At 45.2% G+C, this 15,706-nt stretch carries 12 protein-coding genes and 1 pseudogene; 7 read left to right on the top strand and 6 right to left on the bottom strand.

Annotation, left to right across the window (positions count from 1 at the left end):
* Window positions 1–91 precede the first annotated feature (91 nt).
* Entirely contained in the window at window positions 92–994 is a 903-nt protein-coding gene (locus NSQ20_RS23240) for a CPBP family intramembrane glutamic endopeptidase (protein WP_076254351.1), read from the top strand.
* Window positions 995–1,154: 160 nt separating this feature from the next.
* Here the strand turns inward: NSQ20_RS23240 and NSQ20_RS23235 are convergent.
* A pseudogene (locus NSQ20_RS23235) lies at window positions 1,155–1,304 on the bottom strand (sulfurtransferase); the annotation flags it as partial.
* Between the two features lie 287 nt (window positions 1,305–1,591).
* Here NSQ20_RS23235 and NSQ20_RS23230 point away from each other — a divergent pair.
* Window positions 1,592–3,151, top strand: coding sequence for an acetamidase/formamidase family protein (locus NSQ20_RS23230; protein WP_340030969.1), 1,560 nt, complete (start codon window positions 1,592–1,594; stop codon window positions 3,149–3,151).
* Window positions 3,152–3,361: 210 nt separating this feature from the next.
* Here the strand turns inward: NSQ20_RS23230 and NSQ20_RS23225 are convergent, their stop codons facing one another.
* Window positions 3,362–4,216, bottom strand: a complete 855-nt coding sequence (locus NSQ20_RS23225) for a sulfurtransferase (protein WP_340030968.1) — start codon at window positions 4,214–4,216, stop codon at window positions 3,362–3,364.
* Between the two features lie 63 nt (window positions 4,217–4,279).
* Complete coding sequence (locus NSQ20_RS23220; protein ID WP_340030967.1) at window positions 4,280–5,224, bottom strand: DMT family transporter; 945 nt, start codon at window positions 5,222–5,224, stop codon at window positions 4,280–4,282.
* Between the two features lie 228 nt (window positions 5,225–5,452).
* Here NSQ20_RS23220 and NSQ20_RS23215 point away from each other — a divergent pair, with 228 nt between their 5' ends.
* From NSQ20_RS23215 to NSQ20_RS23205, 3 genes are all read left to right on the top strand, one after another.
* Complete coding sequence (locus NSQ20_RS23215; RefSeq protein ID WP_340030966.1) at window positions 5,453–6,355, top strand: polysaccharide deacetylase family protein; 903 nt, start codon at window positions 5,453–5,455, stop codon at window positions 6,353–6,355.
* A gap of 37 nt (window positions 6,356–6,392) precedes the next feature.
* Window positions 6,393–7,046, top strand: coding sequence for a YkyA family protein (locus tag NSQ20_RS23210; RefSeq protein WP_340030965.1), 654 nt, complete (start codon window positions 6,393–6,395; stop codon window positions 7,044–7,046).
* Between the two features lie 142 nt (window positions 7,047–7,188).
* Entirely contained in the window at window positions 7,189–8,079 is an 891-nt protein-coding gene (locus NSQ20_RS23205; protein WP_340030964.1) for a hypothetical protein, read from the top strand.
* A gap of 212 nt (window positions 8,080–8,291) precedes the next feature.
* Here the strand turns inward: NSQ20_RS23205 and NSQ20_RS23200 are convergent, their stop codons facing one another.
* On the bottom strand, window positions 8,292–9,464 hold the full coding sequence (locus tag NSQ20_RS23200; protein ID WP_340030962.1) for a mannitol-1-phosphate 5-dehydrogenase: 1,173 nt from the start codon (window positions 9,462–9,464) through the stop codon (window positions 8,292–8,294).
* Window positions 9,465–9,511: 47 nt separating this feature from the next.
* The gene (locus NSQ20_RS23195) at window positions 9,512–10,180 is read right to left on the bottom strand and encodes an HAD family hydrolase (protein WP_036615249.1); all 669 of its coding nucleotides are present in this window, start codon (window positions 10,178–10,180) and stop codon (window positions 9,512–9,514) included.
* 505 nt (window positions 10,181–10,685) lie between these two features.
* Between NSQ20_RS23195 and NSQ20_RS23190 the strand changes: the two genes are divergently transcribed.
* Window positions 10,686–11,612: an ADP-ribosylglycohydrolase family protein gene (locus tag NSQ20_RS23190; RefSeq protein WP_340030960.1), complete on the top strand. Its 927-nt coding sequence runs from the start codon at window positions 10,686–10,688 to the stop codon at window positions 11,610–11,612.
* A gap of 25 nt (window positions 11,613–11,637) precedes the next feature.
* A complete protein-coding gene (locus NSQ20_RS23185) occupies window positions 11,638–12,885 on the top strand; it encodes an MFS transporter (protein ID WP_340030958.1) in 1,248 nt (415 codons plus the stop codon).
* 66 nt (window positions 12,886–12,951) lie between these two features.
* On the opposite strand, the gene NSQ20_RS23180 is transcribed toward NSQ20_RS23185, so the two are convergent.
* Window positions 12,952–15,363 carry a hypothetical protein gene (locus NSQ20_RS23180; RefSeq protein ID WP_340030957.1) on the bottom strand — a complete coding sequence of 804 codons (2,412 nt, stop codon included), beginning with the start codon at window positions 15,361–15,363 and terminating at the stop codon, window positions 12,952–12,954.
* Between the last annotated feature and the right edge of the window lie 343 nt (window positions 15,364–15,706).

Below are 15,706 nucleotides of genomic sequence, written 5' to 3'. Positions count from 1 at the left end.
AAGAAGGGATGTGCTAGAATTTATTTAACTCAACTGAATTAAAAAAAGAATGGGGCAAACGCAACATGCCACTCAAAGGAGTGCAATTGGAATGAATCAGCAATTCAAAGTAATGCTTCCAGCATGGGGAAAGGCAATCGGCTTATTATGTATGATCATTATATTTGCTGCTGTATTGTGGTTAGTGTGGACCGGAAATTTGAATATAAGGTACACGGCTGATCATGAGGAAGTGATTCCAATATGGCATAGTATGTTACCGGCATTCCTTGGTATTTTTCTAATCCATATGATTCCTTATCAAAGTCATGATTCCTCAATTTTCCAACAAATGGAGAAACAGCACTTGGTCGTTCAATCGATTGTATTATTGCTGTCAGGCGTTTTATTTACGGTTTCTCTGATAACGATAGACCAGCAAGGATTACATTTCCAGCTATATTATTTGGCGTTCAAGTTAACGACATTATTGTTCACTCCGTTGATTTTATTGCTGATTTATCGCAAAATGGCTGGCGGGCATCAAGACATTATCTCGGTAAAACCTCGCACTCGCAGACACGTCATCGTACCACTAATCGTTATTTTGGTCTGGGGTTATCTAAAGTTCTATTCTCCAATTGCACAACCAGAAGGAGAGATCGTAGCAACCGATATGACAGAATTACTTCTCTTGGTGTTGATTGGTTTTATGATCAATAGCGTATTGGAGGAAGTTTTTTATCGGGTATGGCTGCAAACCCGATTGGAGACGTTGCTTGGAAGATGGCCCGCCATACTACTAGTTTCAATACTATGGTCCATTTGGCATGTCGCCATTCAAGGAAATGGTCATTGGGATATTGATGTGGCAACAGTAATTGCAAATCATGGGGTTACAGGTCTGTTTCTTGGTTATTTATGGGCCCGCTATCGTAAAATATGGGTGATTATCTTGATACATGGACTCATGAATGCTTCTCCTCATTTTCTTTTGCAGATCCTGTTTCATTGAGCGAGAAAGGATTTGGTTGGATCAGTCTCCCCATGAAACATGCCTCTATCTCTCCCATATTCCCGAGTGACGCTCAGGCACTAGAAAATACACCGCCCCAGGCATCAGCCTGCATGGCGGTGTATTTGTTTTTGAGATCCTGCAGACTTGTGCTCCGTACCTACTCTTCCCCGATAGCCACCGGATTCTCCTCATAACTAATCCAGTAACTCCAGCTTCCGGAATACAACTTCACATTTGAGTATCCCGCTTTTTCCAGTGCAATCACGTGCGGACAGGTGATTAAGCCTGAACCGGAGTGCAGTAGTATTCTTGGGGCGGGTTCATAAACATCAAAGACATACATAGTTTTCCTGTAACTTAATTTCGTTTGTTCAAATCTCTGAAGATGGATCCTTAAGTTACTAGGAGTATTTTAGTTTTACACGCCTTCCATATGATAAGTATATTAACATATTGTTTATGTTTATAAGTTTATTCTTGAAAAATAGCTCCTTAATGTTATGTTTGTTAACAAAATAATATTGTTGTAAATGTATTTATATGTTAGTGTTTATTTGTGTTAGAAAATATTACATATCATAGAGGGGGAGCATAATGTTTATTAACCGAACGATTAGGAAATTTGGAGTTTCAGTAGGGATTATAAGTATGTTTACATTTGCTCTACCTTCAGTGGGTTTTAGTATGCCACTGCAACCAACAACCCTTGATAAGGTAGAAGGTAATTATTATGTAACGTCTGCGATTGAGAACATTCGCTGGGGATCACTGCCTAATCGAGACAGCTCTCCGATTCTTACTGTACCATCAGGAAGTGCTGTAACATTTGATACAGTATCGCATGAGGGACTGATAGAGGATCAAGGGAGAAATCCAGTGGAGTACTTCGGCAAATTCGGGATATCCCCCGATGGAGTGTTGGATGATGCGAAGGTGATTGCGGCTTCTGAGATTAAGCATGATTATGTAAAAGACGGCCCTCATATTATCACTGGGCCAGTAGCGGTTGAGGGAGCGGAGCCGGGAGATGTTCTTAAAGTAGAAGTCCTTTCGTTGCAAACTCGAGTTCCATATGGTGTCATTTCTAACCGCCATGGTAAAGGTGCCCTTCCTAACGAATTTCCAGAAAATACAGGCCCACAAGAGGGAGCTAGCGCAACAAAACCAGAATTATATAATAATGTATCTATATTTACGCCTATTGAAGAAATCAACGGCAATTGGTATGGAGTATTACCAACAAAAGCTGGCAAAAATGTACGTTTCCCAATTAACCCGTTTCTAGGTGTTATGGGGGTTGCACCAAATACCAGTGAAGTTGTGAGTTCTATCCCACCTATTGAAACAGGAGGCAATATGGATATTAATGAGTTGGGTGTTGGTGCAACTATTTATTATCCGATTCAAGTTAAAGGTGGGCTATTCTATACTGGAGATCCACACTTTGCTCAAGGAGATGGAGAAGTAGCGTTAACTGCATTGGAAGCTTCCTTAAGGGGGACAGTTCGGTTAACGGTGTTAAAGAAAGGTGATCCATCACTACCACACAGCGGAGAATTCACGCAACCCTTTGCTGAAACCGAGGATTATTGGATTCCAATTGGACTGGACCCTGATTTGGATGAAGCCATGAAAGAATCCGTACGTGAATCGATTCAATTCTTATCCGATAAGCTTGATATGGATAGAGGTGTAGCTTATGCTTACCTATCGGCGGCAACGGATTATGAAGTATCTCAGGTGGTAGACCGAACGAAAGGGGTTCATGGACTCATTCGAAAGACCGATTTCCTTGAATATGTTGACGTTGCCATGAATGTGGGTGGTACGACAATCAAACCGGTTGTTCATAACGATGAGTTCTACGTACCGATTCGAACAATGTCGGAGCTATTGGGCGGCACAGTAGAATGGGATAATAAGACGCGTTCAACGCAAATCAAATTAGGTACGAAAAATATAAGTGCTCAAATTGGTTCAGATGTGTATTCAATTAACGATAAACTAGTGTTCAATAGTAACGTACCTAAGCTTTTAAATAGCGAAACCGTAGTTCCGGTTTCTGTTATTAATGAAATATTAGGTGCTTATGTCAACTGGACGACGATCGATAAGACGTTAACAGCTAATGTATCGTTAAGTAAAAAGCAATAATAGATTTCATTATTCAACCGTGGTGGACAGATGTCCATCACGGTTTTTTCCGTTATCATGAATCAAAAAAAGCTGCCACTTTAGGTCTACTTCTGTGTGCTTTTAAATACTTAAAGGGTTGTATTGTTGACTCGATGTTGACCAAAAATAGAAAAATACATCGCCGGGGCAGATAACCCACCTAGCGATGTATTCAACATCTATACACTGTTATACGTCTTTGTGCGATTCTGCATCGCCTATAGCCACCGGATTTTCCTCATAACTAATCCAGTCGCTCCAGCTTCCGGAATACAATTTCACATTCGAGAATCCCGCTTCTTCCAGCGCAATCACGTTAGGGCAGGCCGAGACGCCAGAACCGCAATACACGATAATCGCACCATCCTTGTCCAGCTTACTGAAACGCTCTTCTAACACCCCAGTATCTGTCCAACGTCCGTCCCAATCCAACACATCTTTCCAAAAATAATTCACCGCACCCGGAATATGTCCGGCCTTGGCATCAATCGGTTCCTCCAGACCCGCATAACGGCGAGCATCACGGGAGTCAATTAGCACGGCACTGTCATTTGCCGAAGCCTGCTGAACATCCTCAACACTTGCCAGCATGGCTGGCTGCACATTCACCTCAAAAGAAGCCGGGATCTGAACTGGCACATCCGCGGTCACTGGGAATTTGGCGTTTTTCCAAGCGGAGAAACCTTCGTCCATGATATACACCTGTTCATGACCGATATAGCGAAGCAGCCACCATAGCCGAGATGCATTCATCCCGCCTTGATCGTCATAAGCAACAATACGACTATTGGAGCCGATGCCAGCTTTGGAGAGACGACTTGCGAGCACAGCCGGATCAGGAAGTGGGTGACGTCCTCCGTGCGAAGACACAGGAGCGGACAGATCTTTTTCCAAATCGAGATAGACAGCTCCTGGAATATGTCCAGCTTCATAGGCTTGTCTTCCAGTCTCCGGCTGACCGAGCAAGAATCGGCAATCTGCAATAACTACATCCGGTTCATACATTCTGGCGAGCAGCCAGCGCATGGATACAATATTTTTCATCAAAATACACCGCCTTATGAGAGTGGTAGAGTCGTTCATAACTATGCATTACGTATGAATACGTTATACCGTAGTAGGTTCAACAGGCCCTTTGCCAGCGATAGGAGCATCAGCAGGAATGGGTTGAGGTTTGGTTTTGCCATATCGAATGAAGATCCATACCCCGAATATAATGACGACCCCGGCAGACATCTGTAATGCACTGAGGGATTCGCCGAGCAGCATCCAGGCCAGTAATGAAGAGAATACGGGTTCCCCAAGTACGCCCATGGATACCGTCGTGGCATTCATATATTGAAGCAGCCAGTTGAAAAGATAATGTCCGAAGATTGTCGGCACAATGGCGAGCAGCAGGAAGATTCCCCACTCTGACGCAGCGTAACCCCCGAACGGGTGGCCCATGATCAGATTATATACCGCCAGCGTGCAAGCAGCTACGAAGAAAACCCAGAAGTTATACGAAAATGCACTAAGTCCCGCTCGCAAAAATTGACCCAGCAGCATATGGACAGCAACTGCAATTGTGCCAAGTAAAGACAGGATATCACCTTGCAGGGCAGTACCTTCCAACTGGAAATCTCCTGCACCAATGACGATTGATCCAAGCAGGGCGATGCCCATGCCGATGATCATCATGCGGTTAATTTTGGCTTTGAACAGCCATACCGAACCGGCAAGAATCAGTATAGGCTCCAGCGCGAGAATAACTGTGGAACTGGCAACACTGGTGAGCCGTAGCGAACCCATCCAGAGCAGAAAATGAAGGGCCAGCATCACACCGGATGCAAGCAGCAAGCCCCACTGCCGTAAGCTCAGACGCATCATCTCATGTCTGTATTTCCAGACAAAAGGCAGCATCAGCAGATTGGTCAGAAATAGACGGTACATGGCAATGACCGCAACATCTGCGGTAGACCAGCGTACAAAGATCGAAGAGAAAGAAATGGCGATAATGCCGACAAAGAATAACAGATAGATGGATCTGCCGGCACGGTTCAAGCTTGTCATGGGTGTAGCTCCTTCTTGAAGTCTGATAGCGTAAATCACTTCATTATACAGGAGAAGACAACCGCAGGAAAGATAAAGAGAACGAAGAGATAAGTAGATTGTAACCGGGCTTGTAACTATTCTGTCATTCTCCCGATCCATTTTTCTATTAATCTTCTATATAGAGACATGAAACGAGATAATATACCAATAATCGGGAAAAAATGAAAGTAAGGAAGTGGCATGACAGTGAGAGTTCAACAAGAGAGAGCGGGAGAGCGTGGCAGTATTCCGCCTAGCACAAGTCGCACGAAAACACATAAACGAAGAAAAATCCGGTATGGAAGGGTAATCATAGCTCTAATGCTCTTGGTACTGTTCGTTACCGGTATTACATATGTATTCTTTGGCATGACGCATTGGATCAAAAGCGTTGTGGCGCCGCCTCCGATTACTGTAATCGAACAGCCGGCCAAGCTCGGCATGATACAAGTTACTCCGGATGCGAAGGAGGAGCCGGCACGGTTCCAGGGCCAGGTTCGCAAATTGGCATACATAACGTTTGATGATGGGCCAACTGAATATACGGAACAACTGCTGGATATATTGAAGCAGCATGAGGCGAAGGCTACCTTTTTCATGATCGGACGTCAGTTGAATCAGCATCCAGAAGCGGTGAAACGGCTGTTGAAGGAAGGCAGTTATCCTGGACTTCACAGCATGACGCATAACTATAAAAAGCTGTATAAGAGCGGCAACTCGGCAAACTTTGTGAAAGAGTTCAAGAAAGAGCAGAAGATGGTGCAGGACCTGATTGGTTTTACACCTCATCTTATTCGTGCACCTTATGGCAGCAGTCCACAGATCGGTGAAAAGTTCAGAGGTGACATTGCGGCGGCCGGATTCAAAATGTGGGACTGGACGACAGATTCACTCGATTGGAATCTTCCCGGTCAGCCGGACAAGATTGTGGCCCGGGTGAGCAAAAGTGTACATCGGGATAAGGAAGTGATTCTGATGCATGAGCGGGAGCAGACGGTTCATGCTTTACCACGCATTCTGAAGTTACTCGAAGATCGGGGTTACGAGTTCGAAGTATACGATCCGGATGCACACTGGGTAGCCAATTTTAGCGGAGATACCCGCTTGTAATATAACAACAAGATGATGCAAGAGAGGAAGGACTTTGGTGCTAACGAGTAAAAAAGTGGCGCTTGCGGCAGTTAGTGTATTGCTAATTCTGCTGGTGTGTGGTTGTGGAGATCCGCAGGAGCCTGCGGCAAATCAGATAAACCAATTGGTGCTCAGCGGTCAGGAGATCGATCAGAGTTTGAAGACGCTGACCAGTCATGAGCAGGAAGATATGAAGTTATACAAGTCTATTTTAGACAAAGGCAAGAACAAAAACAGTGATCTCGAAGCACTGCTGGATCAGGCAGCAGATCATATCCATGAACGAAGAACGTTGTTGAAACAGGCGGAAGAGGCCATGGAACAGACCAACGAGAAGACGGTGGCCCTGCGCGGTTCATTGAAAGAACTATCATTTGAAAAAGAAGAAACGTTGGCACAGGCTGAAAAGGTGCTGGATCAATATGAAGCAAGAGCACGTGCATTGGAAAATTTTGTTGCTTCGTATCAGTTGAGTCTGAGTGCCGATGAGCAGTTGTATGATCTGATGAGAGAAAGTGCAGAACCTAATCTGGTTAAGATTAAGCGAGCCATTCGGGTACGGAATAGCGAATATGCGAAGCTTGCTGAATTCCGAAAGCAATTTAACCTCCAGACCAAAGCATTTAACGGAGCCAATGCCAAACTGGTACAGATGGATCAGGCCAGCTGAGTAGAGGATCTGAGCAACGATTCAGATATTTTGCATGATTGAGCTGCCTGTCTCCCGTGTAAGTACTAGTATACAGCCAAGCCAATGGATGAGAAGCAACATGGACAAGCATCATTGCGTATAAGCTAACGGAGGTGTTCATATGCGAAAAGGAAATACAATGAAAGTCAGTGCATCACTCCTGGTTTTACTTATGGGATTCTCGCTTGTGGCTTGTGGGAACAGTAATCCTGCTGCACAGCCAACAGTGAATAATACGGAAGAACAGTCACCAGCACCGGAGCAACAACCAAATGAAAGTGCTACAATTGAAGCAGAAGGTATTCTGACTGGATGGGCTGATCCACATACCGTGGAGATTCGAGTGAATGAGAAGCCGATGTCATTCCAGGTGAGCGAAGATCTGCAGAAGTCTCTGGATGATATCGATGACGAAGATTCCGTTCGTTTCAAATATGTAGAGAAAACGATTGATGCAACAACGAAACAGTTGGTACTTACAGAGATTGCAAAGATTGAATCTAGTGATGAAAATAACGGTTCCAATGCAGGCGGTACAGTAACGTCCGATCGTCCGAAGACATCAGAGCTGGAAGTGACGGTAGAAGGAATGACCGAGAAACGTCCAGTGACACTGGCACAAGCGAAAGGTTATTCACTTTATGTGTTTGAACCGATGGCTTTTGACGCCGAAGACCATGAATTAACAATGAAGATTGATCCGGATTATGAGGTAGAGATTGAGAAGCTGCCGGCGAATTACAATCTGGATGCGCTGAAGATGGATGCCAAGGAAGAGCTGTCCGAGACCGGAGAAGTGAAGCAGTTAACAGCTGAACAACTCAGCAACGGCCCGATGAAGGATGCAAGATTATACATGATGTCCCAGAATGATAAGAAAACAGAGTACTTTATTGTCAAAGAACTGGACGGCAATGGTTTCATTTTCCACATCCAAGCACCTATTGGTGAACCTTCGGAAGGTTTCCTGCCCATGGTATATGCATCCCTCAATTCCATTATGAATGAGTAGAAAATTAAATTAAAAAGATTCCCTAAACAGCGTGTTTCCTTGAGAGAGGAGATGCGCTGTTTTATTAACGTTACTACAATATAGATAGGATGTACCGTGCCGTGCATAGACAAATAGCCGGAAGGAGCGATGCAGCTGCATAGGTTCCTTCCGGCTTCTTGGCCGTGCTTCTATTCAGTTTGCAGGATCGAACCCATGCCCTGATCCGTTAATCAGGTTAGTATAGTCGATTCCTTGCGCCCTCTGAGTTCTTGATAACGGGCGATTACATTCTGATGAACGGGATGTTCGTCGGGAATTCCCATGTGTTCACGGATGAAGGCGGAGACGCCATCTTCGCGAATCATGTGTTGTAGCTTCATGGCTTCCTCGTCGCGTTTGTCATTAAACAGCATTGCGGCCGCCATAGCAGAAGTTAAATGAGGAATTTCAATTCCGAATTCACTGGCCTGCAGCGCTGGGCGAACAAGCCGATCATGAGGCGAAAGCTTGCGAAGGGGGGAACGTCCGACCCGGGTGACCTGATCCGTCAGGTTGGGATTGGCGAAGCGTTCCAGTATGGTGTCGATATATTTGTTATGCTTCTGAGCGTTGAATCCGTGCTTCTGGATAAGCATCTGACCGGTCTCTTCCATAACATGGCGCACTTTGGCCCGAAGGGTGGAATTACTCATCACCTGGCGGATCGTCTTGAATCCTTCGAGATAGCCGAAGTATGCGGCGGCACAATGGCCTGTATTGACCGTAAACATTTTACGCTCGATATAAGGTTCAAGCGAATCCACATAGTGGACGCCATCTATTTTCTTAAATCCATCCAGAAGTGCTGGACGATGAACGACCCATTCGTAAAAAGGTTCAACAGTGACCTGCAGCGGGTCTTTGTGGTTTTGAGCCGGAACAATCCGGTCCACAGCTGCATTGGGGAAAGAAACATAACGTTCGGCTTTTTTGCGAGTTTGTTCATCCAGAAACGGATAGATGCGTTTCTTCAACCTGGTGCTACCACCGATGGCATTTTCGCAAGCGATAATATGCAGTGGAGCCTGATTATTGTTTTTCATGCGAAGTTGAATGCCTTTGGCGATCGGTTCGGCGATATCTCCGAGTGCAGATACACCCACCGCGGTTGTGATCACATCGGCTGAAGCGATCTCTTCAGCAACCAGATTCTGCTCATTCACATTAATAGCCGTCACGTTGTTGACAATCGTAGTGTCCTGATCTCTATTGGCAAGTGTAATCGGATATTCCTGTCTCTCTTGAAGCATGGAGATTTTCTTCGGGTTACGTGCGACAAAGCAGACTTCGTAGTCGGAAGCGGACAACATATGACCGATAAAACCGCGGCCTATATTGCCCGCACCAAAATGTACAGCTTTCATGTGTGAACTCCCCCTTTAAGGATTAAATCGCGAAATTCGTGCAGACCTTAGACGGTAGTGACGAGTGGCTTCGAAATCAAATCGTTAAATGTAAGGTCAGTCAAGCAAGACAGCCGTTGGTGAGGCATATCGAATTCCAGTGTTCCTGTGATGGTATTCGATATGACTACGCAGTGCATACCAGCCGCAGCAGCTGCACGCGCGCCGTTAGGTGAATCCTCAATCGCTACGGCTTCGTCTGCAGTTACTCCAAGGGCTTCAAGTGCTTGAGTATAGAGTTCCGGGTCAGGCTTCACATTTGCAACATCATCTGCCGTACGAATGACTTCAAAATAATCTTTCAGTTTCAGTTGTTCCAGATGTTGTTCAACCCACTCCCGTTTGGAGCTGGATGCTACAGCGAGTTTCAGTCCGGCTTCACGTGCTTGTTCAAGATATTCCTGAATACCAGGACGCACCTTTTCTTTGTTCATCAATGCAGCGTGCTGCAACTGAACGGATTCCCTGAACTCTTCCCGATCGATCGGAAGATTCAAATCTGTGATGAGGTACTCATATGGATTAAATGTTTTCAGACTGGTACCGATGCATTGTGAATACATCTCCAGGGTTAAATCTACGCCGTGTTCCTTGTAAGCATCACGAAAAGCAATATACCATGCTGTCTCTGTATCAATAATCGTTCCGTCGAAATCAAACACCAGTGCCTTAATCATAAATTTGTTCCTCCTGTTTCAGAATTAGTTTGGGGATAAAATAAAAAAATGAAAATTTTCTGCAAATTCATTCCCTGTATTCATTAACCTGCGGGATATTAGTTGACGCAATAAACCGAAAATGAATATTAATTTGGGAAAAAATATGCGTTTGAAGCTAATAAAACCGTAACATAGGACAAACCGAAGGGTCAAGCGCGTCATGATTGTTTACATTGAAAATTTTCACGTGTATGATTTGTTTTCAGAAAATGATGAACGTTGCAAACCGTTAACCCTTTTGCATGTAAGCGGTGTACTGAATAAACTGTTTTTACAGTTCAAAAAAATAAAAATTTTTTTATGAAAATTGGATAGTCTGGCCGTTCAACAGCTTTCGACACTTTTATAATAGAAGAAATGGAGCTGAATTTATTGGATTTTATTAGCTTTACGCCAGATCAGGCCCTGTGGGAGAATGGAAGAAAGATTCTGAAAGTATATGGAGTAAGGGAGGAAGACAAGCATGTTGCAAAAGGACCGTTTCAATGGCTGCTTCATCGGGCTTGCAGCGGGTGATGCGTTGGGAACTACCGTGGAATTCAGCAGCCCGGGCACATTTGAACCCGTAACGGATATCGTGGGTGGCGGTGTATTCGGGCTGGAGGCAGGGCAATGGACAGATGATACATCCATGGCTCTGTGTCTGGCAGAAAGTCTGGTACGCAAGGCAGACTTTGATCCTGCGGATCAGATGCGCAGATACACCAATTGGTACAAGGTCGGGTATATGAGCAGCACAGGCGATTGCTTTGATATCGGCGGGGCCACAAGAAGTGCCTTGGAGAGGTTTGAGATAACTGGAGAAGCCTACAGCGGATCAATTGACCCGATGACAGCGGGCAATGGCTCTATCATGAGGCTTGCACCTGTCGCGATGGCTTATGCTAATCAACCAAACGAGGCGGTTCGTTATGCCGGGCTGAGCTCCCGGACAACACATGCTGCAACGGAAAGTGTGGAAGCATGTGAAGTGCTGGCCGCCATAATTGTTGCCGGTCTGCGCGGAGCGAACAAGAGCGTCATGTTGATGCCGGAGACATGCAGACAGTGGAGGGAAGAACCTACTTTTTCGCCTGCTATTGAAGAGGTTGTTATGGGTTCCTATCAGAGCAAAGAACCGCCAGAAATTAAGGGCAGCGGCTATGTGGTTCGTTCACTTGAAGCAGCACTATGGGCGTTTCATAAGTCATCAAGCTTTGAAGAAGGCGCGTTGTTAGCTGTTAATCTGGGTGATGATGCGGACACTACAGGTGCGGTGTATGGGCAGATCGCAGGTGCTTATTATGGACTGAGTGGTATTCCGGCACACTGGCGGGACAAGCTGGCTATGCGTGAAACGTTCGAACAACTAACAGATGCCTTGTGGTTGAAGGCGACAGAAAATCGTTGATTAGAGACAGGAGAAGAGAACATCTATGAGCACCACAGGACACACAACAGAACCACAGGCTTCGCAGTCAGGTAAACGAGGGGCGTTTCCATTATCCCTGTTATGCCTGACGATAGGGGCTTTTGCGATTGGTATGACTGAATTTATTATTATGGGCTTGCTGCCCAATGTGGCAACAGACCTGAATGTAAGTATTCCGCAGGCTGGACAACTCATTACGGGATATGCGCTTGGTGTAGCGGTAGGTGCGCCGATATTGACCGTATTTACACACAAGATTCCGCAGAAAAAACTGCTGGTACTGCTGATGTGCATTTTCATTATCGGGAACGCATTGTCCGTTATTGCTCCCACCTATGGGTTGTTAATCTCAGCACGGATATTAACGGCATTTGCTCATGGTACGTTCCTTGGTGTAGGTTCAATCATGGCAACGCGGCTTGTTGCGCCCGAGAGAAGGGCAGGAGCGGTATCGGTTGTTCTCGCGGGGCTAACGATTGCCAACATTATTGGCGTTCCGTTTGGTACGTTTATCGGGCAACAGCTTGGATGGCGGTCATCTTTCGGGGCGATTACGATCTTGGGCATCATTTCGTTGATTGGTATCATTCGTTTCATTCCCGTCCTCCCGCAAGGAGCACCAGCGAACCTCGGACAGCAATTTCGGAATCTGGTTCGTCCACAAGTGTTGCTGGTTCTGCTTATTGGGGCGTTGGGGTGCGGAAGTTTGTTTACAGTCTTCACCTATATTACGCCGATGCTTGTGGATATCAGCGGCTTTGCAGAGCAAAGTGTGACCTGGATTCTGGTGTTGTTTGGCTTCGGTGTAACCTTGGGCAATTTGGTTGGCGGCCGTCTGGCAGACTGGAAGCTGATGCCTTCGTTAATCGTCAACTTTGGGATCTTAGCTGTTCTGTTAGCTGCACTTACGATTACACTAGAGAATCCTTATCTCGCGGTAATCACCATATTCTTCTGGGGTGTAGCCGCGTTTGGTATAATGCCGGGACTTCAGATTCGGATTATGAATATGACCCGCGAAGCGCCGCTGCTGGCGACAACCTCAAGTCATTCGGCATTTAACCTGGGAAATGCCGCTGGTGCCTATATGGGTGGGTATGCAATTACGCATACGGGACTTATCTCAGTGCCTTTGTATGCCGCAGTAATTGCTGCACTGGGTTTGCTGGGATTGTTCATCAGTCTGTTGATGAAGGACAGACTGACTTCACCCGAGGGTGCAGAGGTAGTTAATCCAGTATCCGTACACTAAACAGATGTCAAGAAAGCCTCAGCAATCCTGTGTAACCAGGGGCTGAGGCTTTTTGGGTATGCTGTTTTAATAGATTTCAAGCTCATTGATTCGCACATAGGTTGGCTGATGGGAAGGACCTTTACTCGCTACGACACGGATCTTGGAGGTACTGACTGCTGAAAATGTGTGTGAACGCGTTAACTCTTGATTGCCTGTAATCTGTACAAGATTCACCCAATTTGAGCCATTCCAGTATTGCAGATCATAATTGGCAAGCGGGTATCCCTGGGTGGTATACAGATCAATTCGCTGGATTGAACTCGATGCCGGCAAATCAATGACGACATATTGGGGAAGTGAGGAATTACGGTTATTGGCCCAGCTATAATTTTCCCCCAAGGCCGTGTTACGATCCCCGTCATTGATTCGGGCTGCTGAATACCCGGGATAGGTGGAAGTTACCGTTATGGCAGCATTTCGTGCCAGGTTCTGTCCGGTTCCCGGATTGGTAGGGGTTTTCACCAGATTCACCAAATTCCAGCGCAGCTCGAAGAGTTTGAAGGACTTATTAAATACAGCTCCTTCTCCTTTGACGAGAGCATCAATCTTTAGAGACATGGTACTGGGCACATTATTGCTGCTTGTCCATTTTCCTGTGCCTTCAATGCCGGCAAAAACACTTACCTCAAGTATTTTTTTGCCGGCAATTTTCAGACCGACTTCCGCTTTGGCTCCTGCCCAAGCAGTGATCTGTCCTTCAATTTTATGGGTTACCGTAAGATATCTGTTCACACTGCTGTAAGGCTGGATCTTCACGGGAATAAAGACACGCGTTTTCCCTTTGACTCCCGCGGTAACCGTGTATCCCTGATCGACCTGAAATTCAAAGGTGACGTTGCCGTCAATACCAATGACCAGAAAAACGCCGACAGATACGGCTCCGAGATTGCCAGCACCAATGTTGAAGCCCATGATTGGAACTTTGACCTCTTTTTTGAACTTGGCATCACCTTTGATATAGATGTTGGCTTTCTCACCAGCAGTAAATTTCAGATCATATTTTCCCCAAAATCCGTATTTCCCCGTAACTTTGGGTGCAATCAAGGTGAGCTTGCCACCTGCTTCAACGAACACTTTGTTACCGTTTGCATTTTGTTGATTTACAAGTACCTTCTTGAAATCACAGACAAACTCATTGCCGGATTTTTTGCAATTGGCAAAATCACCTGCTCCAGCAGCACGAATCACATCATTCAGATCCGTTGAATTAATATCAGTTAATTCCGTGGAGTTTATTTCATTCAGATCCATATCATTTGTATCATTCATGTCCATGGAATTCACATCATTCAGATCCATGGGTGCGATATCCGTGGAAGCGATATCCATTGTTTCTGCATCCGCAACCCTGTCCATATTTGCATCTAAATCATTTTGAATCGTGTTGTCGATGTTGAACTGTCGCATTTCAGCATCGTCAGTTATATCGGTCTCTAACAAGGAAGGGGTTTCCTGAACAAGCCATTCCTTGCTATCCAATACCATCTCAGGATCAGGCATGACGATATTACGCTCTTCGAACGAGACCTCCTGCTCCGGAATATCATAGTAATCGAACAATTCCTCCACACCCGGAGTGGTGTAATCTACCCGCATACCACCAGAGCTTCTATTGACGCTTGTAACTTTGATAGCCCGGGCAGAGGACTGATCGAGAAAGATCTGACCAGGAGCTAGGTTATTACCGATTTGGGCAGCCTCTTGGGCGCTAAGTTCTATAGAACCTCTCTCTTCCACCGTTTCAAAGACGGCATTTACCAGGGGAAGTCTCTTCACAATGGAAGCAGGCATGGGTTGGGTCGGTTTTAACTGATAATCGACTTGCTCGAATTGACCTGAAGAAGAAATGGGATTGCTAATAGCCAGTCCATCTTCGGAGACGTTAAATGAGATTCGAAAATATGCTTCTGAAACTGGAGCATTCACATTGGTCTTGCCTGCCCAGATCCAGCGTGCACTGGTCTCCTCAGGCATGCCACTAATCTGTTTCCAAGGATCACTGCCATACCGTCCGAAGTCAGTAGCACGTGACCATGACGAATCATCGAATTTGGGCTGCTCCCAACCTTCGATATATCGTTCAGATACTTTCCAGTTGAAATCCGTAACCAGATTCTCATCTCCGTAGCTAAGGTCTGCCAGCAGTCCCGCATAGAGGCCTATATCCTTCGCTTGAACCGCAATCACATTGATGCCAGATTGAATCGGCACAGGGAACGTATAGGCTTTGGCCCAGTCGGTGCCTTTTCCCGTCTGTCTGCCGTTTATAAAAAGTGTGAACTCATCATCTGCGGTTATGGATATTTTTCCTTCATTGTTAGATGCAGCATAGACATTAGATGGCCATAACCCTACAAGTAAAGGCAGCAATAATGTAATAACCAGGAATGAAGCCCATGCTTTTTTGATCGAAAAGCGTACATTGAACATCATCATTTTCCTCCCAGAAAATAAAGTAGTTGCAAAAGATATTGGCGGCCGAAACGTTGAAACTTTTGCGTAAGCATATCTCAGAAGAAAAATATTATGAATCTATTGAAATTGTTCATAGACACCCCCTATGGAAGCTATAATAAGGTAAAATATTCAATTTAACAACAGTGTTTTACAATTTTAATTATGATTCGAGAATAAAGAATAAAGAAGAAAGAAGAAAAACTCTGATGCTATAAGATCATTGAATTGAATCGCCAGAAATGAAAATATTGTTGCAAAAAATGGATAAATAAGTTTAAATATACTATATAAGTAATTCCTGTCGGGAAAACAGAGTGAAATA

This window comes from Paenibacillus sp. FSL K6-1122 (assembly GCF_037977015.1).
Classification (GTDB): domain Bacteria; phylum Bacillota; class Bacilli; order Paenibacillales; family Paenibacillaceae; genus Paenibacillus; species Paenibacillus amylolyticus.
This window is presented reverse-complemented; position numbering and strand designations above follow the sequence as displayed.